This is a genomic window from Consotaella aegiceratis, assembly GCF_036541425.1.
Classification (GTDB): domain Bacteria; phylum Pseudomonadota; class Alphaproteobacteria; order Rhizobiales; family Rhizobiaceae; genus Consotaella; species Consotaella aegiceratis.
This window is the reverse complement of record NZ_JAZHFT010000013.1, coordinates 70365-89860: the sequence shown is the minus strand read 5'-3', so window position 1 is coordinate 89860 and position 19496 is coordinate 70365. Positions and strand designations below refer to the sequence as shown.

Genomic DNA, 19496 nt, shown 5'->3' with positions numbered 1-19496 from the left:
GAGTGTCGTGGGGCCGGCTTTGGCGAGGGTTCGCAACCGGCGATCGAGACGTCGAGGATTTTCGTCATGAGCAATTCCAGCAAGACACTTCGCCCGTTCCGCCCGGCGACGGCCATGGTCCATGGCGGCACCGCGCGCTCGGGCTTCGGCGAGACCTCCGAGGCGCTGTTTCTGACGCAGGGCTTCGTCTACGACAGCGCGGAAGCCGCCGAGGCGCGCTTCAAGGGCGAAGAGCCGGGCTTCATCTATTCGCGCTACGCCAACCCCACCACACGCATGTTCGAGGAGCGGATGATGGCGCTGGAAGGCGCCGAGGATGCGCGCGCCACCGCCTCGGGCATGGCCGCCGTCACCAGCGCGCTGCAGTGCCAGGTGCAGGCGGGCGATCATATTCTCGCCTCGCGCGCCTTGTTCGGCTCCTGCCGCTATGTCATCGAGACCGTGCTGGGCCGTGCCGGCGTGTCTTCGACCTTCATCGACGGCCGCGACATCGATCAGTGGAAGGCGAACGTCCGCGACAACACCAAGGCGTTCTTCATGGAGACGCCCACCAACCCGACGCTCGACGTCATCGACATCGCGGCGGTGGCCGCGATCGCGCATGACGCCGGGGCCACGCTGGTGGTCGACAACGTGTTCGCCACGCCGATGTTTCAGAAGCCGCTCGAACTCGGCGCCGACATCGTCGTCTATTCGGCGACCAAGCACATCGATGGCCAGGGGCGGTGCCTGGGCGGCATCGTCCTGTCCTCGGCCGACTGGATCGCGGAAAACCTGCACGACTTCTTCCGTCACACCGGGCCGTCGCTCTCGCCCTTCAACGCCTGGACGCTGCTCAAGGGCCTGGAAACCCTGCCCCTGCGTGTGGCCCAGCAGACGCAGAGCGCGGCGAAGCTCGCCGACCGTCTGGCGGAGGCCGACGGCGTGGCGCGCGTCTACTATCCCGGCCGGGCCGACCACCCGGACGCCGCCGTCATCGCCAAGCAGATGACGGGCGGCTCGACGCTGATCGCCTTCGAGTTGAAGGGTGGCAAGGAGGCGGCCTTCCGCTTCTCGAACGCTCTGGACATCGTCAAGATCTCCAACAATCTCGGCGACGCCAAGAGCCTGATCACCCATCCGGCGACGACCACGCACAAGAACCTGACGCCGGAAACGCGCGCCGAACTCGGCATCGGCGATGGCCTGCTGCGCCTCTCGGTCGGCCTGGAGGACGTGGACGACCTGCTGGAGGACATCGAGGCCGCGCTGGCGGCGGTTTAGTCGAGGTTCTTTACGCAGACTTCGAAAAGGTCGGCCAAGCTCCGCAGGTTCTCGTCGGACGGTTCGGAAAACCAGCGTGCCGTTGTTTGCCCGATCGCTTGCATCAGCTTCGGCTGGTTCTCCCCCAACCCGTTGTAAGTCTTTACGACTTCGCTGTGCAGGTCCGCTGCTCGTTCGAGCTCTGGAGTTACGATCTCAAGGATGGCGATGACTGTAGACTCTTCGAAAGGGTCTCCGGTCTTGTAGGAGACGTGGTTGCAAGCGACGAAAGCGAACAGACCAGCTACAAATTGAGCGTCCTTGTCTTCCCAAAAGTAGGACGCTTCGTCGATCAGCCGCCTCGCAAGCCGACCAGAGACGACACCTACGAACCGCGAGCCTTCCAAGCCTGACGTCTGGGCGCCGATCATCGACGCCGCCGAACGGAAGCGAGCGATATTCTCTCCTTCAGCGGCGGCTCGCATCATATCTACGAGCAACTGCTCATGTTCGGCTTTGCGCTTCCTGCTTTGAAACAACTTGAACATGCGACCAGCCTCTGCCTCAGGTTGAACGGTATCACGAGGGCATCTTCTCGGGGAGCCCTCCGGAAGAGCGCCCTGCCCACGATTGCCGTCGTCCTGGGCTGCGTCCCGAGCATACAAGTTTTGGGCCGGATAAGCCTCCGGTGGGTCCGTCCGCAGCTTCCCTTCTTCGGGATCCTCGGGACGGAGCCCGAGGATGACGCTATGAGGGGCAATGCGTCCTCCTGGAAGGCACTTTCCAGTCAGCGAAACAGCTTCGCCGCCAAGAGGACTCGTGCGCCAAAAGTGACGAAGCACATGGCGGCGAAGATCGACGCGAGGACCGGAAAGGCGCCGGGAAACAGGCAGAACAGGGCGAAGGCGGCGTAGGTTTCCGTCGCCTCCGCGAGCCCGGTGGTGAAATAGAGCGATTTTACGCCGCGCCGGTCGGTCGAAAGCTGCCGCTTCTCAGCCATGACGGCGAAGGCGAGGAAGCTCGCGCCGTTGACGTAGAAGCTGGTCAGCAGCACGGCGGCCGCGACGCCGTTTTGCTCCGGATCGAGGATCGCGAAGGCAAGCGGGATGGCGCCGTAGAAGGCGAAATCCAGGACGATGTCGAGATAGCCGCCGAAATCGGTGGGCGCCGAGCTTCGCGCCAAAGCGCCGTCGAGGCCGTCCGCCAGACGCGAGACCAGGATCAGCACGAGGCCGATTAGGGGATGGCCGGTGGCGATGGCGACGGCTGCGGCCAGTCCCAGGCCGAAGCCCGCGATCGTCACCGTGTCGGCGCCGACCCCCATGCGGCCGAGCCCGGCGCCGAGCCGATCGAGCACCGGATCGATCCGCCGCTTCAGAACTCCGTCGAGCACGCCACCACGCCTTCTCCCCACGCCCACATTGACCGGATTGCCGGGGAGCGCGATATATCGCCGCGTTCCGCTCTCTGTCCAAGCCTCGAGCCGGCGATGTACCAGGCAACCACCCGATCGATCACCGTCACCGTGACCCCGACCTTCCTCGAAAACCAGTCGGAGCCGGAGGAAGGACAGTGGGTCTGGGCCTACACGATCGAGATCACCAATGGCAGCCTGGACACCGTTCAACTCCGATCACGCTACTGGCACATCACCGACGGCCACGGCCACGTGGAGGAAGTGAGCGGCAAGGGCGTCGTCGGCGAGCAGCCGACGCTGTCGCCCGGCGACAGCTTCACCTACACTTCGGGATGCCCGCTGGGCACGCCGTCGGGGATCATGCGGGGCCACTACGACATGGAGGGAAGCGACGGCAGCACCTTTACCGTCGAGGTGCCGGCCTTCTCGCTCGACGTCCCCGACGAGACCCGCGTGCTCAATTGAGCCAAGGCGGCGAGAGCCGCCGCCCGGGGTGAAATCGCTGCCATTCCTGTCTGGGAGCGATCAGGCCGCCTGTCCCAGCATCATCTTCAGGTCGTCCTGGACGCGGCCGGCCGGGCGGATCGAGAACTTTTCGATCAGCACCGCCAGCGCCTCGGCCGTCAGGAATTGCGGCAGCGTCGGCCCGAGCGTGATGTTGGTGATGCCGAGGTGGAGCAGCGTCAGGAGCACGGCCACCGCCTTCTGCTCGAACCAGGAGACGGCGAGCGTCAGTGGCAGGTCGTTGACCCCGACCTTCAAGGCGTCCGCCACGGCGACGGCGATCTGGATCGCCGAATAGGCGTCGTTGCATTGGCCGACGTCGAGGACGCGCGGGATGCCGTTGATGGCGCCGAGGTCCTCGCGGTTGAAGCGGAACTTGCCGCAGCCGAGCGTCATCACCAGGCTGTCGGGCGGCGTCGCCACCGCGAGATCGTGGAAATAGGTGCGGCCGTGGCGGGCGCCGTCGCAGCCGCCGATCAGGAAGATGTGCTTCACCTCGCCCTTGCCGATCATGTCGAGCAACGTGTCGGCGACGCTCATCACCGTGTTGCGGGCAAAGCCGATCGGGATCGTCTCGTCCGGGCCGTCCTCGTCATAGCCGGGCTGGGCCAACGCGCAGGCGATGGCCGCCCCGTAGTCCTGCCCCTCGATATGCGAGACGCCCGGCCAGCCGACCGGCCCGCGGGTAAAGAGGCGATCCTGATAGTCCTTGAGCGTCGGGTCGATCAGGCAGTTCGACGTCATCACGATGGCGCCGGGGAAGCTCGCGAACTCCTTCTGCTGCTCGTACCAGGCACCGCCGAAATGGCCGGCCAGATGCGGATATTTCTTCAAGCCCGGATAGGCGAGCGCCGGCAGCATCTCGCCATGGGTATAGACGTTGATGCCGGTGCCCTCGGTCTGCTTCAGGATTTTCTCCAGGTCGCCGAGATCATGGCCGGAGACGACCAGCGCCTTGCCGGCCTTGGGGGTGACCCGCGCGCGGGTGATTTCGGGATGGCCGTAGCGGCCGGTGTTGGCGCCGTCGAGCAGTTCCATGCAGCGCATGTTGAGGTCGCCCACCGCGAGCGCCTGCGACAGGAGGATGCCGATGTCGGTCGGGTCGGTCGCGAGGAAGGCGGCGAGCGCGTGAAAGCCCGCCATAATGCCGGCGTCCGAGGAACCCAGCACCTTGGCGTGGTCATAATAGGCGGCGCAGCCCTTGAGGCCGTAGAGCACGAGATTGCACAAGCCCACGATCGTCGGGCCGTCGCGGTCCATGAAGCGGTTGAGCGCGGCATCGGGGGCTGCGGCGAGGAGCGCTTGCAGCGTCTGGCCCGGCTGCCATGTGGGCGGCTCGGGCAGATCGGCGAGATCAGCGCCGTGCGCCTCGGCCAGCGCCCGCGCCCGATCGCGCATCTCAAGCGCCTCGGCGATCCAGCCGACGAAGCGCGCCTCGTCGAAATTGACGTTGGTCAGCGTGGTGAACCAGGCGAACGGCGTGAACCGGTCGATCTCCGCATCCTGGCCGCCCAGTTCCGCCGCGCGATGGGCGAAGACCGAGACGCCCAGCATGACGCGTAGCAGCACATCCTGCAGATCGGACACTGGCGCGGTCTTGCCGCAATTGCCGACCGCCGCATGGCAGCCGTCACGCTGGCTCTGCTCGCATTGGACACAGTACATAGTGAAAATCTCCCTCAAACCCTGGTCGATGAGAGGGCTTAGGGAGATCGGAGGACGTCTGTTTTGCGCGGCGACAAAGAGCGGAACGATTGGCTGCGGCATCTCGGCCGTTCCGGCCGGCAATGGCCCATGCCCTCGGAGCGGTATTTCGATCGGCTTACTTGTTGACAAAGCGGAATACCGTGATTCAGTTTCAAATTAAAACCCCGCTTGCACGCGTCGTCAGGAACCGTCCTCGTTCCAATAGCTGAACTTATCCAACCAACCGATGCCACCAGGGGAATCCGCGCATTCTGCTTGTTGTGTTTGATAAGGCTGCCACTTCGGCATCGTGATTTTCCTCGAGGCTCATGATAGCCTCATCTGCTTCTTGCTCTTGGTCAATTTGGCGCATGGCGCGATCTAGGGAGCCTCAACGACGCTTGCCTCATTGCTTCTCGTTGTCTTTGCATCTTTCGTTCATGCGAGCTGGAACCTGCTCGTCAAACAGGCGAAGATGCCTTGTCCGCTGGCATGATCAGTCACATTTCGAACGGCCAGCTTTTGAAGTTGTTGTTCGAAGGCCGCAGCTTCTCGACGTATGAATCCGGGGACCATGGCAAACCTTCCCACGTGTGAGAGTGAGATTGGAGAATATATATTCCTACGATCAACTATGTATTAAAAAATTTTCAATATTCACACGCTTGGAGTTGTTATTTTGAAATATTATTTTTTACGACATTGGTCAGGATCGATCGGCACATGGTTATCGCTAATCACTACAATTGCGATTTACATCATTTCAACGCTCTTCGTTGTGTGGGCCGGCGCTTATTCCAATACATGGCCGATGCATTCTCTGGATGTTATTCTGTCTCTTGCATGGATATTAATTAATATCGGGACCACCATTGGAACTATTCGCTCAGCATTCCGGGCATTCTCAGATTATCGAAGGCGACGCTTAAACGCCATTGGAGGGATTGTCGCGCTACTTTTTATTGTTATTTTTTTGTATTACATAGGCCAAGACCTAACGGGATTATACCGGTAACATGCTTCCCATTAAATCGAACAGGCGATTGTGACAGCTTGCTTGCAACACCAGCGGATATGCTTGCACGGGCAGGGGTAGATCGCGGACCTCGGACGGACAAATTCGCACACACCGTTCCTGGGAAAACGAGAGCAAAGGGAGCCCGACGCCGGCATCCGGTCGGTGACCTCCGAGCCCGCAGACGGCATCCGCCCATCCCGCGCGCTTGTGCTCTCTGCACTTAAGGACACGACTTCGCCGCATTGAGACCGTTTTGAAGTGCGCCATCGACCAAGCGGTGGGCGCGCTCTGGGAGGGCAAGGCATGGCGAGGCGGACTTGGCGGGTGGTCGGGGGCGCCGTCGCGCTGGCAGTTGCCGGCCTCTATCTGGCCAACACCAATCTCCTGGCCTCTCCGGTCGAGAGCACGCCGAAGCTGCTCGCCCATCGCGGCATCGCACAGCGGTTCGACACGACCGATATCAAGGCGGACACCTGCACCGCGGAGCGCATGCTGCCGCCCCACCACGACTATTTGGAAAACACCATCCGTTCGATGCGCGCGAGTTTTGCGGCGGGCGCGGACGTGGTCGAACTGGACATCCATCCGACGACCGACGGTCAGTTCGCCGTCTTTCACGACTGGACGGTCGATTGCCGCACCGAGGGACACGGCGTGACGCGCGAGCATTCGATGGCCGAACTCAAGGCTCTGGACGTCGGCTACGGCTATACGGCGGACGGCGGCAAGACCTATCCGTTCAGAGGCCAGGGCGTCGGCCTGATGCCGACGCTGGACGAGGTGCTCTCCACCTTCCCCGATCGCGCCTTCCTGATCAACATCAAGAGCAACGATCCGTCGGAGGGTGAGAAGCTGGCGGCGGCTCTGGCCGATCGCCCAGCCGAGCAGGTGGATCGACTGATGGTGTACGGTGCCGACCAGCCGGTCGAAACTCTGCGCAGCGCCATGCCCCGCCTCAAGACCCTGACAAAGGCCACGCTGAAAAGCTGCCTCTTCTCCTATATGGGCTACGGCTGGGCCGGCATCGTGCCGAAAGCCTGTCGCGACACGGCGGTCTACGTGCCGATCAACATCGCGCCCTGGCTGTGGGGCTGGCCGGATCGCTTCATGAACAGGATGGCGGCGGCCGGCAGCGAGGTCTTCGTCTTCGGGCCCTATCACGGTGGCGGATTCTCGACGGGAATCGACACGACCGACGACATCGAACGGCTGCCCAAAGGTTATGCCGGCGGCATCATGACGAACGAGATCGAAGCCGTGGCCAAGGCCCTCAAACCAGAAACGACCAGCACCGTCACCGAGCGAGGAGGCCCGCTTCAGTTTCCCCATCGCAGCTCTCAGCCGTGCACTGTTCGCGATCCCAGGTCCCGGTCTCCCTGCTCGCCTTCGAGCATATGGGTCAGTTCGTCGATCAGACTGATGCGGCCGCCGCGAAACTCGTAATAGGCGATCACCTTGAGGCGAATTCGCTCGCCCGTCGTCTTGACGGCCTCGGCAATATGCACCGTTGCCGCGGAAGCGCCGTCGGTGACGACATGGTCGAAACTGACGCTTCCCGACACGATGCTCTTCCGAAGAGCCTGATGATGCTCAACAAAGCCGGCATAATCGAGTTGCTTGCCGTCCACGCGCTGGACGTAGTCGGGCGTCAGCAGTTCGGCAAAGTCCGCCGGCGTCGCCGTTGGCGAGGTGAACGCCGCAAAAATTCGTCGAAGGAGGTCGTGGACCTCGTCCCGCGTCAATGGATCGTCGGTCACTGCGGCCACCCTGGTGTCTCGAGGCATTGAGAGCAGGCCGAAGTTAGCCTCTTCCGACAGGCGCCGCTAACGTATCGGAGCCATTCAATACGGCTTTCGCGCCATGGCGATCTGCCGCTCGGAGCGGCGACCGCCTTTCCGGCCGCCCGCCCGAGCTCGAGGGGGCAGCTACGATGACAAGGAATGGCCGTCGCTTCAGGCGACCATGGCTTCCCTCCGGTCGTACCAAGGACGCGTGGAGCTGAACGCCGTTGTCGAGAGCTATCTCTGCGAACGGCCGTTTGCCTCACGGGCCGACATCGCTCATACGACGTTGACGGCCGAGTCGATCTCGGCTAGCCACGCCCCTGCAGCCACGCTGCCGTAGGCGTTACCGTCATCCAACGCGCCCTTTGCCGAGAAGGTCCCAGCGGGGGAATCTCGGGACTAAAGGCGCGGCGGAACATTCGCTTCCCTCGATTTGCCGCTCCGTCGTCCGCCCAGTCCCGGCGGGTGGAGCTTGCGTTGGGTCGGAAGACGAACCCGTAGCCTTTCCTCAAACACCCTGGAAAGGATCCGACAATGCGAATGACGGACAACACCATCCTGATCACCGGCGGCACGAGCGGCATCGGCCGCGCTCTGGCTGAAGCGTTTCATGATCGCGGCAATCGCGTCGTCGTCACCGGAAGACGGCAGCAGATGCTCGACGAGATCACGCGTCAACGCCCGGACATCACCGGGCTCTGCCTTGACCTGAACGATCCCCAATCGGTGGCCGGCGCGGCCGGCATGGTCCGCGAGCGATTTCCGCACCTCAACGTTCTGATCGCCAATGCGGGCATCTCGCGCCCCGAAGATATGACGGCGGACAACTGGAATGCGGCCGACGCAGAAGCCATCGTGCAAACCAACATCGTGGGCGTGCTGCGCGCGGCCGCGGCCTTTCTGCCCGCGATGAAGTCGCAGACCGCCGCGACCATCATGGCGACGAGTTCCGCCTTGGCCTTCCTGCCGCGCGCGGATTTTCCGACTTACTGCGCCAGCAAGGCGTTCCTGCATTCCTGGCTGACATCGTTGCGGCACCAGTTGCGCAACACTTCGGTCGAGGTCCTAGAATTGTCGCCGCCTTACGTTCAGACGGAACTGACGGGAGACGCGCAGGCGACAGACCCGCGCGCGATGCCTCTCGCCGCCTATATTTCGGAGGTGTTTGCGATGCTCGAACAGGGGCAGCATCCCCGAGGCGAGCTTCTGCTGGAACGGGATCAGGCGCGTCGATGGTCGGAGCGCGACGGCACCTATGACAGCATTTTCGCGGCCATGAACCCGGCCTGAGATCGCAGACATAGCCATCGAAAAGAGTGCGGCGCGCCTTCGCTATAGGCGCGTCGCCGAGCCAACGGTCTCAGCTGTCGCTTTCGCCGTCCTCGCTCTCGAATTCCTTCGGATCGAACTCGTAGCCCTCGCCGCAGAATTCGCAGGTCACTTCGATCTTGCCGTCCTCGATGCTCTCTTCGATCTCTTCCGCTGAGAAATTCAAGAGCACCTCGCGGATGCGCTCGCGCGAGCAGGAGCAGAAGTCGCGGACTTCGTTGGACGGGAACACCCGCACACCACGTTCGTGGAACAGCCGGAAGAGCAACCGCTCGACGCCGACATCCGGGTCGGTGAGTTCCGAGGCGTCGACGGTGTCGACCAGCGCGCGGACCTCCAGCCAGGTGTCATCGGGCTCCAGGAAGCTCTCCTCCTCGACGCCCTCGGGGACATCGCCGCCCGGCAGGTCCGGCAGGCGCATGCGCTCCGGCGCATCCGGCAGAAACTGGGCGATGAGGCCGCCGGCCCGCCATGTTTCGCGGAAGCCGCCTTCCTTTTCCCGCCGGGCGATCTTGGCGACGGCCAGGCGCACCGTGGTCGGGATCTGCTCGGACTGGCGGAACTAGGTCTCCGCCACCTCTTCGAGCGACTCGCCGTGCAGCGGAACGACACCCTGATAGCGCTGCATATGAGCGCCCTGATCGACGGTGAGCGCCAGCACGCCGTCGCCCAGAAGCTCGGCAGCCGTACCCAGCGTGCCGGCCTCGGCCACCTTCTCGGCGTCGAAACGGGCATAGGCGCGCACGTCCGACGGTGTGGAGAAGTCGACCACCAGAAGATCGACCGGTCCGTCGCTCTGCGCCTGGGCGATGAACTTGCCCTCGAATTTCAGCGAGGTGCCGAGCAGCACCGTCAGCACAATCATCTCGGCGAGCAGGCGCGACACCGGCTCGGGATAGTCGTCGTGGCGCGCCAGGATCCGGTCGAGCATGGTGCCGAGTTGCACGGCGCGGCCGCGCGCATCGAGCGCCTCCACCTGAAAGGGCACGACCGCGTCGTCGCCGGCATGGCCGAAATCACCGAGCCTGAGGTTCACGTCCGTCATAGGATCACGTCAGCCGTTCGCGTCAATCATCGGCAAGCACCTTGCCGAAACACCAGGCCATCACCGACTTCTGCGCATGCAGGCGGTTTTCCGCCTCGTCGAAGACAACCGATTGGGGACCGTCGATCACGGCGTCGGTCACCTCCTCGCCGCGATGCGCCGGCAGGCAATGCATGAAAAGCGCATCCGGCTTGGCATGGCCCATCAGCCACTCGTTGACCTGATAGGGCATGAAGACGTTGTGGCCACGGGCCTGCGCCTCGCGCCCCATCGACACCCAGGTGTCGGTGACGACGCAATCGGCATCCGTGACCGCCTCTACCGGATCGTCGGTGAGCACGATCTTGGCGCCCCTGGCCCGCGCGCTCTCGACATAGCGCATGTCGGGGCCGGACCCCTCGGGCGTCGCGATCTTCAGCTTGAAGTCGAAGGCGGCCGAGGCCTCGATGAACGAGTTCAGGACGTTGTTGCCGTCGCCCGACCAGGCGATCGTCTTGCCGGCCACCGGCCCGCGCTTTTCCTCCAGAGTGAGCAGATCGGCCATGATCTGGCACGGATGCGTGTCGTCGGTCAGCCCGTTGATCACCGGGATCGTCGCGTATTCGGCCATTTCCAGCAGGCGCTGATGCCGGGTCGTGCGGATCATGATGACGTCGACATAGCGCGACAGCACGCGCGCCGTGTCGGCGATCGTCTCGGAGCGGCCGAGCTGCATCTCAGCACCGGACAAAAACAGCGTCTCGCCGCCGAGCTGGCGCATGCCGACATCGAAGGAGACGCGCGTGCGCGTCGACGGCTTGTCGAACACCATGGCGAGCACCTTGCCGTCGAGCGGCTTCGGCCCGTCGCGGCCGAGCGCCTTGCGCCTGGCGGCATCGTTCAGGATAGAGCGGAGCTCGGTCTGGCTGGTCTCGGCGATATCGAGGAAATGCCGGGGCTGTTGGGACTTGGACATGGGCTCACTCATCCAACTTGCCGCTCTGTCTCTGATGAAAGGGAGGCGGCGGCGGCCTCGATCCGGCCCGTCGCCTCGCGGACCTCGTCCGCCTTGATGATCAGCGGCGGCAGCAGGCGCACGACATTCTCGCCGGCCAGCGCCGTCAGGACGCCCTGGTCGCGCAGCGCGGCCGCAAAAGCCGCATTGCCGAGCTTGGGCTTGATGCCGAGCAGCAGCCCCTCGCCCCGGACATCCTCGATGATTTCGGGATACCGGTCCTTGAGCGAGGCCAGCGACTGCTTGAAGAGCAGCGAGACGTCCCGGACATGCTCCAGGAAGCCGTCGGCGAGAACGACATCGAGCACGCCGTTGCCCACCGCCATGGCCAGCGGATTGCCGCCATAGGTGGTTCCGTGGGTGCCGGGCGTCATGCCCCGCGCCGCATCTTCCGTGGCCAGACAGGCGCCGAGCGGGAAGCCCGCTCCGATGCCCTTGGCCACCGCCATGATGTCCGGGGTAACGCCGGACGCCTCGTGCGCGAACAGCCGGCCGGTGCGGCCCATGCCGGTCTGCACCTCGTCGAGCACCATGAGCAGACCGTGACGATCGCACAGGTCGCGCAGTGCCCGCATGAACTCCGGCGATGCGGCACGGATGCCCCCCTCGCCCTGGATCGGCTCGATCAGGATACCGGCCGTCGCCTCGGTGACCGCCGCCTCGACCGCCGCAATGTCGCCGAACGGCACCTGATCGAAGCCGTCGACCTTGGGGCCGAAGCCTTCCAGGTATTTGGCCTGACCGCCGGCGGCGATCGTCGCCAGCGTCCGGCCGTGGAAGGCGCCTTCGAAGGTGATCAGGCGATAGCGTTCGGGACGGCCCTCGACGTAATGATAGCGCCGCGCCGTCTTGATCGAGGCCTCCAGCGCCTCGGCGCCGGAATTGGTGAAGAACACCCGGTCGGCGAAGGTCGCCTCGACCAGCCGCTCGGCCAGCCGCCGCTGCCCCGGGATCTCGAACAGATTCGAGGTGTGCCAAAGCTTTTCCGCCTGGCTCTTCAGCACCTCGACCAGATGCGGATGGGCATGGCCGAGCGCGTTCACCGCGATGCCGCCCGACAGATCCATGAAACGGCGACCGTCGTCGGTGTAGATCCAGACGCCCTCGCCTCGCTCGAAGCGCAGATTCACCCGGGCGTAGGTGGAATAAAGCGGCGAATGCTCTGCGGACGTCGGGGCCATGGGCTTAGCTTCTTCAAGAAATGCGGGCCGTCTCCGAAACACGGAAGCCTGCCGCTAAGGCAGGCTTCGACGACACCACCGTACATGCATCTAAAGAAAGATGCGTATACCACGGCCCCGTGGCAAATTGTCAATGAAAGTCCCGCCGCTGCGCGATCATGTCTCGTCGCGATCGGCCGTCCGATCGCCATGTCGGAGCCGTGCCACCGAGCCGACAAGCTGGGGAAAAACCGATAAACCGATTCGTCAGGGCCGCCCGACTCTTGTCAGCGAGTCAGCCGATGGGCTAAATTTAGATTAACACAAGATTTGGTGCGGCAGACTTTAGTTATCGAGTACATATAGTACCATGTCCCCTGGGATCTCGATCTCGGGACGATAATGGATTCCGAACGCCGCACCAGCGAGCCAATTTAGGAGCTTTCTGGATGAGTTGGACTGACGAGCGGGTCGAGCTTCTCAAACAGCTTTGGAGCGAGGGGCTGAGTGCCAGTCAGATCGCCGCTCAGCTTGGCGGCGTCAGCCGCAATGCCGTCATCGGCAAGGTCCATCGGCTGAAGCTCGAGGGTCGGGCCAAGGCGCCGGCGGTCAGCCAGGCCGCCAATTCCGGCAAGGTGGTGGAGCCCATCGTCGAGGATACCCGGCGCGTGGAAGCGACCGTGCGCATCGCGCAGCAGCGTCCGGCGGCGGTTCCGCGCTCGGTCGGCGCGACGGCGCTCAAGGCCGAGCCCATGACGGACCTGGTGGCCGAAACCGTCGAGGAGCCCCGCAACGGCGAAGTCGTGCCGATCTCGCGCAACCTGACCCTCGTGCAGCTGACCGAGCGGACCTGCAAATGGCCGCTGGGCGACCCGCTTTCTGAAGATTTCCGCTTTTGCGGCAACCATGCGGGCGACGGCTCGCCCTATTGCACCTACCACGCCAAGCTCGCCTTTCAGCCGCCCTCCGAACGGCGGCGCGTTCGCTGAGCCGTCGTCTTTCCTCCCGTCGAAATCCTCGTAGCCCTGCGGTGCTGCGATGAGCAACGCCGTCGCGTGGCGCACCGCCCGGTTGGGTGATGCCGCAGCGGTCCGCGAGCTGACCCGCCGCGCCTATGCCAAGTGGGTCCCGGTGATCGGCCGCGAGCCCTTGCCGATGACCGCCGACTATGAGATGGCGGTCGCCGCCCATCGCATCGATCTCGCCGAGCGGGAGAGTGTGCTTCTGGGCCTCGTCGAGCTGGTTCTCCACCCCGATGCCCTGCTCATCGAGAATGTCGCCGTGTCGCCCGAGCATCAGAAACAGGGCCTGGGCCGACTTTTGATGGCGCGCGCAGAGACGGTGGCGGCCGAACTCCAGTACCGGCTGATCAAGCTCTACACTAACAAGGCCTTCGCCGAGAACGTCGCCTTCTATGAACGCCTTGGCTATGGGATCGACCGCGAAGAGCCGTTTCGCGGCGGCACCACCGTCTACATGAGCAAGCGGCTTTCGGCCTGAGGTCGGAACGGCGGCCGGACGCCCAGGCGGCGGCTCAGACTTCCGAGTCGAGACGCCGCCCCATGACGACCACCTGCGCCTTCACCGACAGCATGATGTCGGCCTCGACTTCACCCAGATCGGAAAATCCAGCTTTTCGATAAAAAAGAAGGGCCGCAAGGCTCGTCTTCAGCACCTGGACTTCCAGTCTCCGGCCGGAGCATGCCGCAGACACGGCCGCGAGCAGGCTTTCGCCGATCCCCTGACGCTGAAATGCGGGATGGACGTACATGCCCCATAGATAGGCCGTCCCTCCCCGCTCGGCGAAAATCGCACTGCCGACGATCATGCCGTCGCACACGGCACACAGCGCCGTTTCGTCGTTGCCTGAGATCATCGCCGAACAGCCCTGGTCGCGAAGCTGCGCAAGCATCTTGTCGGTGGCGGGCCGGCCGAGTTGCCCTTCATAGGTGGCAATCCATGTCTGCCGCCAGAGATCGACCAATGCCGAACCATCGTCCAGTCTATAGGGTCGGGATCGAGCCATTCATCGAAAGACACTTGCCGGCGCCGCTGCCCGTCGTCAACGCCGCGGAAGTGCCCGAGCCTCAATTGCTCGCGGCGGCCCCGTCGACACGGGCCGGCATCTTGGCCGCGAAGTGCTCGTCCAGGGCATAGCCGGCGCCGCGCACGGTGCGGATCGGATCGCGCTGGCGACCGCGGTTGATCGCCTTGCGCAACCGTCCGACATGGACGTCGACGGTGCGCTCGTCGACATAGATGTCGCGGCCCCAGACCCCGTCGAGAAGCTGCTCGCGGGAGAACACGCGGCCGGGCGCCTGCATCAGGAATTCCAGGAGTTTGAACTCGGTCGGCCCGAGCTTGATCTCGCGCCCCGCCCGGCGAACCCGGCGCGTCTCGCGATCGAGATCGATGTCACCCGCGGCGAGCTGGCTGGCGATCTTCTCCGGCTTGACGCGCCGCAGCATGCCGCGAACCCGCGCCAACAGCTCCGGCGTCGAGAACGGTTTGACGACATAGTCGTCGGCCCCCACCGACAGGCCCCGGACGCGTTCCGATTCCTCGCCGCGCGCCGTCAGCATGATGATCGGCAGGCGCTCGGTTTCCGCCCGGGTCCGAAGGCGCCGGCACAACTCGACGCCCGACAGGCCGGGCAGCATCCAATCGAGGATGAGAAGGTCGGGAACGTCTTCCTTGAGGCGCAGGTCGGCTTCGTCGCCGCGCATGATCGTGTCGACCGAATAACCCTCGGCCTCCAGGTTGTATCGAAGGATGAGGCCCAGAGCCTCCTCGTCCTCGACCACCACAATACGTGCGTTCATGCGGCTAACCCTCGACGTCCGTCGTCGCTGCCCCCTCCTCCGGCGGAACCACCATGGAGGCCGTGCGGTCCCCCTTGGGGCGTTCCATCGGCATCTGGGCGCCGGTGCGGATGTAGTAGATCGTCTCGGCGATGTTGGTCGCGTGATCGCCGATCCGCTCGATGTTCTTGGCGCTGAAGAGCAGATGCGTGCAGGCCGAGATGTTGCGCGGATCCTCCATCATGTAGGTGAGGAGTTCGCGGAAGATCGACGTATACATGGCGTCGATCGCCTCGTCCTTGTCGCGGATCATCTCGGCGCGGTGATAGTCGCGCGTGGCGTAGGCGTCCAGAACCTCCTTGAGCTGCTCCAGCGTCAGCTCGGACAGGTGCTCGATGCCGCGCACCAGCTGCAGCGGCTGCGGATGGTCGTGCACGGCGATCACCCGCTTGGCGATGTTCTTGCCGAGATCGCCGATGCGCTCCAGGTCGTTGGAGATGCGGATGGCGCCGACGATCTCGCGCAGATCCTGCGCCATGGGCTGGCGCTTGGCGATGGTGAGGATCGCGCGCTCGTCGAGCTCGCGCTGGGCGGCGTCGAGCAGCGCGTCCTCGACGACGACAGATTCCGCCATCGGCAGGTCGTTGCGCGTCATCGCCGTCACCGAGCGCTCGACCAGCCGCTCGGCCTGGCCGCCCATCTCGCAAATCCGGCGAACGATATAGCGCAGCTCTTCGTCGTACGATCTGACGGTATGTTCTTCCATGGTGCCTCCTGCCGGCTCAACCGAAGCGGCCGGTGATGTAATCCTGGGTGCGCTTGTCGTCCGGGTTCTGGAACATCTTCTCGGTCGGGCCGACCTCGACCAGATTGCCGAGATGGAACATGGCGGTTCGTTGGGACACACGCGCCGCCTGCTGCATCGAGTGGGTGACGATGACGATGGTGAAGTTCTCCTTCAGCTCGTCGATCAGTTCCTCGACCTTGGCGGTGGCGATCGGATCGAGCGCCGAGCACGGCTCGTCCATCAGGATCACCTCGGGCGAGACGGCGATGGCGCGGGCGATGCACAGACGCTGCTGCTGGCCGCCCGACAGGCCTGTGCCCGGTTCGTTGAGGCGATCCTTGACCTCCTCGAACAGGCCGGCGCGCCGCAAGCTTGTGGCGACGATCTCTTCGAGCTCCCCCTTCGACCGGGCGAGTCCGTGCAGGCGCGGTCCATAGGCGACATTGTCGAAAATCGATTTGGGGAACGGGTTCGGCTTCTGGAAGACCATGCCGACACGCGCGCGCAGTTCCACCACGTCGAGGTCGGGCGCGTAGATGTCCTCGCCGTCGAGCGTGATGGTGCCCGTCACCCTGGCGATGTCGATCGTGTCGTTCATGCGGTTGAGGCAGCGCAGATAGGTCGACTTGCCGCAACCGGACGGCCCGATGAGGGCCGTCACCTGGTTTTCGGGGATCTCCAGATCGACATTGTAGAGCGCCTGCTTTTCTCCGTAGAAGACGCACACGTCCTTGGCGTCCATCTTCACCGGCCAGTTGGCCCTGGTGACCGGCTCCTGAAATTGCGTCGGCACTGTCTGTTCCATGGCAAGGGTCCGTTGCTGCTACCAACGCCGCTCGAAGCGGCGGCGCAGAAAGATGGCCGTCAAATTCATGGCGGCGAGGAAGAGAAGCAGGATGATGATGGCGCCCGACGTCCGCTCGACGAAGGCGCGCTCGGCTTCGTTGGCCCACATGTAGATCTGCACCGGCAGGGCCGTCGAAGCATCCAGCGGCGTGTCCGGATAGTCGGCGACGAAGGCGACCATGCCGATCAGAAGCAGCGGCGCCGTTTCACCCAGCGCCTGGGCGAGGCCGATGATCGTGCCCGTCAGGATGCCCGGCAGGGCGAGCGGCAGGACGTGGTGAAAGACCATCTGCATCTTCGAGGCGCCGACCCCGAGCGCGGCGTCGCGCAGCGAGGGCGGGACGGCCTTCAACGCCGCGCGCGTGGCGATGATCACCGTCGGCAGCGTCATCAAGGTGAGCACCAGGCCGCCGACGATGGCCGCCGAACGCGGCAGGCCGAACCAGTTGATGAACACCGCCAGGCCGAGCAGGCCGAAGACGATCGACGGCACGGCCGCCAGATTGTTGATGTTAACCTCGATCAGATCGGTCCATCGGTTCTTCGGCGCGAACTCCTCCAGGTAGATCGAGGCCGCGACGCCGATCGGCAGCGCCAGCACCAGCACGATCAGCATCATGTAGAACGAGCCGACGATGGCGACGCCGACGCCCGCCGTCTCGGCGCGGCTGGATGCTCCGAAGGTGAACAGGCCCCAGTTGAAGCGCTGCTCGAGCCGACTTTCGTCCTTCAGCTTTTCGACCCACTGAAGCTGTCGGTCGCTGATCGGCCGCCGGCTTTCGTCGACCGAGAGGTCGTATTGGCCTTTCAGGGCGCTGTCGAGCTCGGAACTGGCATAGAGCCAGACCTCCCGCGTCTTGCCGATCAGCGTGAGATCGGCCATGACCATCTCGCGCAGATCGACGCGCACCCCGGTCGAAATCAGCTTGCTGGCTTCCGTCACCGCGCTGCGGTCTTCGGGATCGATGCCGAGAGCAGCGACGAGGCCTTCGCGGGCGAGCTTCGGATAGTCCGCCATGCGCAGGGCCATCTGGTCCTTGCCGCCAGTGCCCTTGGGATCGATCACCTGTTCCGAAAAGGTGATCGGGACATGGATCTCCGTCTGCCAGAAGGCTGTGTAGCCCTTGGAGAAAACGCTCCAAAGCAGTGCGATCAGGGCGAGGATGCCGATCGCGATGGCCGCCATCCCATAGAAGCGGAAGCGCCGCTCGGCGGCATAGCGCCGTTTGATGCCGATATCTCGCCGGGCCGGGGCAGCGCTGGCCGCGCGATAGCCGTTGGCGGTCGCGTCCGTCATTCGTACTGCTCCCGATATTTGCGCACGATGTAGAGGGCGAAGATGTTGAGGCAGAGCGTGATGACGAAGAGCGTCATGCCCAGCGCGAACGCCACCAGCGTCTGCGGCGAGGTGAACTCCAGGTCGCCCGTCAACTGATTGACGATCTTGACCGTCACCGTCGTCATCGCGCGGAACGGATCGGCCGTCAGGTTGGCTGCAACGCCGGCGGCCAGCACCACGATCATGGTTTCACCGATGGCGCGCGAGGCGGTGAGCAGCAGCGCCGAAACGATGCCCGGAAGCGCGGCGGGCAGGATCACCCGCTTGATCGTCTCAGACTCCGTCGCGCCCAGCCCCAGCGATCCGTCGCGCAGGCTTTGGGGCACGGCGGTAATGACATCATCGGACAGCGACGAGACGAAGGGGATCAGCATGATGCCCATCACCAGGCCGGCCGTGAACACGCTCTGGGCCTGGATGAAACTGGCGTAGTTGCCGGTGACGAGCCCGGCCAATTCGGCCGAAAGATCACGCAGGAAAGGGCCGACCGTGATCAGGGCGAAGAAGCCGTAGACGATGGTCGGGATGCCGGCCAGCACCTCGAGCAGCGGCTTGACGATCGATCGGGTCCGGCCGTCGGCGTATTCGGCCATGAAGATGGCGGCGAAGAGCCCCACCGGCACCGCGAGCGCCATGGCGACGGCGCTGATGTAGAGCGTGCCGGCGAACAGCGGGATGAAGCCGAACCGGCCGGCGACGCCGCCCGAACCGGCCCCCGCGAAGCCCGGATCCCACACCGTTCCGAAGAAGAAGTCCTGCGGCGGCACGCGTGAGAAGAAATCGAAGGTCTCGAAGATCATCGACAGGACGATGCCGACCGTGGTGAGAATGGCGATCGACGAGCAGACGATCAGGCCGGTGCGCACCACCGCCTCGACGCCGTTGCGGGCCCTCAGCCGCACCGCCAGCCGCCGATAGCCCCAGATGGCGCCGAGCAACGCCAGCACGATCACCACGGCGGTCATCAGCCAGCGGCTTACGTCCTCCAGATGGTTCTGGCGCAGCGCCAGCGGGATCATGAAGCTTTTCGAGGAGGAGGCGACGGGCATGCCGCGCCGCTGCAGAAGCGGCACCAGTTCCTCGATCGTGGTGGTTTCGGAAACCTGGTCGCGCTCGTCGGACGGCAGCAGCCGCAGACCCTTTCCGATGGCCGAGACCATCTCGTGGGCGAGTTCCGCGGTCAGGCCGCTTTCGGCAAGGTCCTGTTCGGGCACCTCGGCGCGCAGGTCGGCCCCGATGACGATCGGCGAGACGATCAGCCAGGCCGCCAGCACGAGAAGCGACGGCACCAGCGTCCAGGAGAGAACATAAGTGGCGTGGTAGATCGGGCGTGAATGCAGCCGGCGCTCCGAACGGGACGCCAGTTCGTGACCGCGCCGCAGGGCCAGGACGAACCCAACTGCCGCGATCAACAATACGATCAGGATGATGGTGAAGGTCGACACCGGTTTCTCCTACCTACACCCGACGCGCCCGCGGCAGCACTGCCTCGACATTCGATGAGGCCATGGACACACCCGTCACTCAACAGTGGCCGTCAGCCC

The 19496-nt window shown here is 64.2% G+C and carries 17 protein-coding genes and 2 pseudogenes; 6 read left to right on the top strand and 13 right to left on the bottom strand.

Translation table 11 applies throughout. The annotated features are described in order from the left end of the window. Positions 1–66: 66 nt before the first annotated feature. Positions 67–1263, top strand: a complete 1197-nt coding sequence (locus tag SMD10_RS11425; RefSeq protein ID WP_331685811.1) for an O-succinylhomoserine sulfhydrylase — start codon at positions 67–69, stop codon at positions 1261–1263. Here SMD10_RS11425 and SMD10_RS11420 read toward each other — a convergent pair. Further along, positions 1260–1790: a hypothetical protein gene (locus tag SMD10_RS11420; protein ID WP_331685810.1), complete on the bottom strand. Its 531-nt coding sequence runs from the start codon at positions 1788–1790 to the stop codon at positions 1260–1262. The two genes, SMD10_RS11425 and SMD10_RS11420, sit on opposite strands and share 4 nt — an antisense overlap. A gap of 239 nt (positions 1791–2029) precedes the next feature. Next, positions 2030–2635, bottom strand: a complete 606-nt coding sequence (locus tag SMD10_RS11415; protein WP_331685809.1) for a CDP-alcohol phosphatidyltransferase family protein — start codon at positions 2633–2635, stop codon at positions 2030–2032. Positions 2636–2731: 96 nt separating this feature from the next. Here SMD10_RS11415 and apaG point away from each other — a divergent pair, with 96 nt between their 5' ends. Continuing rightward, on the top strand, positions 2732–3124 hold the full coding sequence (apaG, locus tag SMD10_RS11410) for a Co2+/Mg2+ efflux protein ApaG (RefSeq protein ID WP_331685808.1): 393 nt from the start codon (positions 2732–2734) through the stop codon (positions 3122–3124). A 60-nt stretch (positions 3125–3184) separates the two neighbouring features. Here the strand turns inward: apaG and hcp are convergent, their stop codons facing one another. Beyond that, on the bottom strand, positions 3185–4828 hold the full coding sequence (gene hcp / locus SMD10_RS11405; protein WP_331685807.1) for a hydroxylamine reductase: 1644 nt from the start codon (positions 4826–4828) through the stop codon (positions 3185–3187). A 1342-nt stretch (positions 4829–6170) separates the two neighbouring features. Between hcp and SMD10_RS11400 the strand changes: the two are divergent. Then, positions 6171–7142, top strand: a pseudogene (locus tag SMD10_RS11400) (glycerophosphodiester phosphodiesterase family protein); the annotation flags it as partial. Between the two features lie 62 nt (positions 7143–7204). Here SMD10_RS11400 and SMD10_RS11395 read toward each other — a convergent pair. Then, complete coding sequence (locus SMD10_RS11395; RefSeq protein ID WP_331685806.1) at positions 7205–7624, bottom strand: nuclear transport factor 2 family protein; 420 nt, start codon at positions 7622–7624, stop codon at positions 7205–7207. A gap of 561 nt (positions 7625–8185) precedes the next feature. Between SMD10_RS11395 and SMD10_RS11390 the strand changes: the two genes are divergently transcribed. Next, on the top strand, positions 8186–8941 hold the full coding sequence (locus SMD10_RS11390; RefSeq protein ID WP_331685805.1) for an SDR family oxidoreductase: 756 nt from the start codon (positions 8186–8188) through the stop codon (positions 8939–8941). A gap of 70 nt (positions 8942–9011) precedes the next feature. On the opposite strand, the pseudogene SMD10_RS11385 reads toward SMD10_RS11390, so the two are convergent. The 3 genes and pseudogenes from SMD10_RS11385 to SMD10_RS11375 all read right to left on the bottom strand — a co-directional run bounded on the left by SMD10_RS11385 (position 9012) and on the right by SMD10_RS11375 (position 12200). Next, positions 9012–10025 (bottom strand): annotated as a pseudogene (locus tag SMD10_RS11385) (Hsp33 family molecular chaperone). Positions 10026–10047: 22 nt separating this feature from the next. Continuing rightward, the gene (gene argF, locus SMD10_RS11380) at positions 10048–10980 is read right to left on the bottom strand and encodes an ornithine carbamoyltransferase (RefSeq protein WP_331685804.1); all 933 of its coding nucleotides are present in this window, start codon (positions 10978–10980) and stop codon (positions 10048–10050) included. Positions 10981–10988: 8 nt separating this feature from the next. Next, positions 10989–12200, bottom strand: a complete 1212-nt coding sequence (locus tag SMD10_RS11375) for an aspartate aminotransferase family protein (RefSeq protein WP_331685803.1) — start codon at positions 12198–12200, stop codon at positions 10989–10991. Positions 12201–12628: 428 nt separating this feature from the next. Here SMD10_RS11375 and SMD10_RS11370 point away from each other — a divergent pair, with 428 nt between their 5' ends. Both SMD10_RS11370 and SMD10_RS11365 read left to right on the top strand, forming a co-directional pair. Continuing rightward, positions 12629–13168, top strand: a complete 540-nt coding sequence (locus SMD10_RS11370; RefSeq protein WP_331685802.1) for a GcrA family cell cycle regulator — start codon at positions 12629–12631, stop codon at positions 13166–13168. Positions 13169–13217: 49 nt separating this feature from the next. Continuing rightward, on the top strand, positions 13218–13679 hold the full coding sequence (locus SMD10_RS11365; protein ID WP_331685801.1) for a GNAT family N-acetyltransferase: 462 nt from the start codon (positions 13218–13220) through the stop codon (positions 13677–13679). 34 nt (positions 13680–13713) lie between these two features. Here the strand turns inward: SMD10_RS11365 and SMD10_RS11360 are convergent, their stop codons facing one another. From SMD10_RS11360 to pstC, 6 genes are all read right to left on the bottom strand, one after another. Continuing rightward, positions 13714–14205: a GNAT family N-acetyltransferase gene (locus SMD10_RS11360; protein WP_331685800.1), complete on the bottom strand. Its 492-nt coding sequence runs from the start codon at positions 14203–14205 to the stop codon at positions 13714–13716. Between the two features lie 61 nt (positions 14206–14266). Then, entirely contained in the window at positions 14267–15001 is a 735-nt protein-coding gene (gene phoB / locus SMD10_RS11355; RefSeq protein ID WP_331685799.1) for a phosphate regulon transcriptional regulator PhoB, read from the bottom strand. Positions 15002–15005: 4 nt separating this feature from the next. Continuing rightward, the gene (phoU, locus tag SMD10_RS11350; RefSeq protein WP_331685798.1) at positions 15006–15746 is read right to left on the bottom strand and encodes a phosphate signaling complex protein PhoU; all 741 of its coding nucleotides are present in this window, start codon (positions 15744–15746) and stop codon (positions 15006–15008) included. Positions 15747–15762: 16 nt separating this feature from the next. Next, the gene (gene pstB, locus SMD10_RS11345; RefSeq protein ID WP_331685837.1) at positions 15763–16509 is read right to left on the bottom strand and encodes a phosphate ABC transporter ATP-binding protein PstB; all 747 of its coding nucleotides are present in this window, start codon (positions 16507–16509) and stop codon (positions 15763–15765) included. Positions 16510–16590: 81 nt separating this feature from the next. Continuing rightward, on the bottom strand, positions 16591–17910 hold the full coding sequence (gene pstA / locus SMD10_RS11340) for a phosphate ABC transporter permease PstA (RefSeq protein WP_331685797.1): 1320 nt from the start codon (positions 17908–17910) through the stop codon (positions 16591–16593). Continuing rightward, on the bottom strand, positions 17907–19397 hold the full coding sequence (gene pstC, locus SMD10_RS11335) for a phosphate ABC transporter permease subunit PstC (protein ID WP_331685796.1): 1491 nt from the start codon (positions 19395–19397) through the stop codon (positions 17907–17909). Before pstC ends, pstA begins: the two co-directional genes overlap by 4 nt. Positions 19398–19496 lie beyond the last annotated feature (99 nt).

Coding starts and splice junctions, on each gene's coding strand:
- SMD10_RS11425 (WP_331685811.1), top strand. CDS start 67: ATGAGCAATTCCAGCAAGACACTTCGCCCGTTCCGCCCGGCGACGGCC.
- SMD10_RS11420 (WP_331685810.1), bottom strand. CDS start 1,790: ATGTTCAAGTTGTTTCAAAGCAGGAAGCGCAAAGCCGAACATGAGCAG.
- apaG (WP_331685808.1), top strand. CDS start 2,732: ATGTACCAGGCAACCACCCGATCGATCACCGTCACCGTGACCCCGACC.
- hcp (WP_331685807.1), bottom strand. CDS start 4,828: ATGTACTGTGTCCAATGCGAGCAGAGCCAGCGTGACGGCTGCCATGCG.
- SMD10_RS11390 (WP_331685805.1), top strand. CDS start 8,186: ATGCGAATGACGGACAACACCATCCTGATCACCGGCGGCACGAGCGGC.
- argF (WP_331685804.1), bottom strand. CDS start 10,980: ATGTCCAAGTCCCAACAGCCCCGGCATTTCCTCGATATCGCCGAGACC.
- SMD10_RS11375 (WP_331685803.1), bottom strand. CDS start 12,200: ATGGCCCCGACGTCCGCAGAGCATTCGCCGCTTTATTCCACCTACGCC.
- SMD10_RS11370 (WP_331685802.1), top strand. CDS start 12,629: ATGAGTTGGACTGACGAGCGGGTCGAGCTTCTCAAACAGCTTTGGAGC.
- SMD10_RS11365 (WP_331685801.1), top strand. CDS start 13,218: ATGAGCAACGCCGTCGCGTGGCGCACCGCCCGGTTGGGTGATGCCGCA.
- SMD10_RS11360 (WP_331685800.1), bottom strand. CDS start 14,205: ATGGCTCGATCCCGACCCTATAGACTGGACGATGGTTCGGCATTGGTC.
- phoB (WP_331685799.1), bottom strand. CDS start 15,001: ATGAACGCACGTATTGTGGTGGTCGAGGACGAGGAGGCTCTGGGCCTC.
- phoU (WP_331685798.1), bottom strand. CDS start 15,746: ATGGAAGAACATACCGTCAGATCGTACGACGAAGAGCTGCGCTATATC.
- pstB (WP_331685837.1), bottom strand. CDS start 16,509: ATGGACGCCAAGGACGTGTGCGTCTTCTACGGAGAAAAGCAGGCGCTC.
- pstA (WP_331685797.1), bottom strand. CDS start 17,910: ATGACGGACGCGACCGCCAACGGCTATCGCGCGGCCAGCGCTGCCCCG.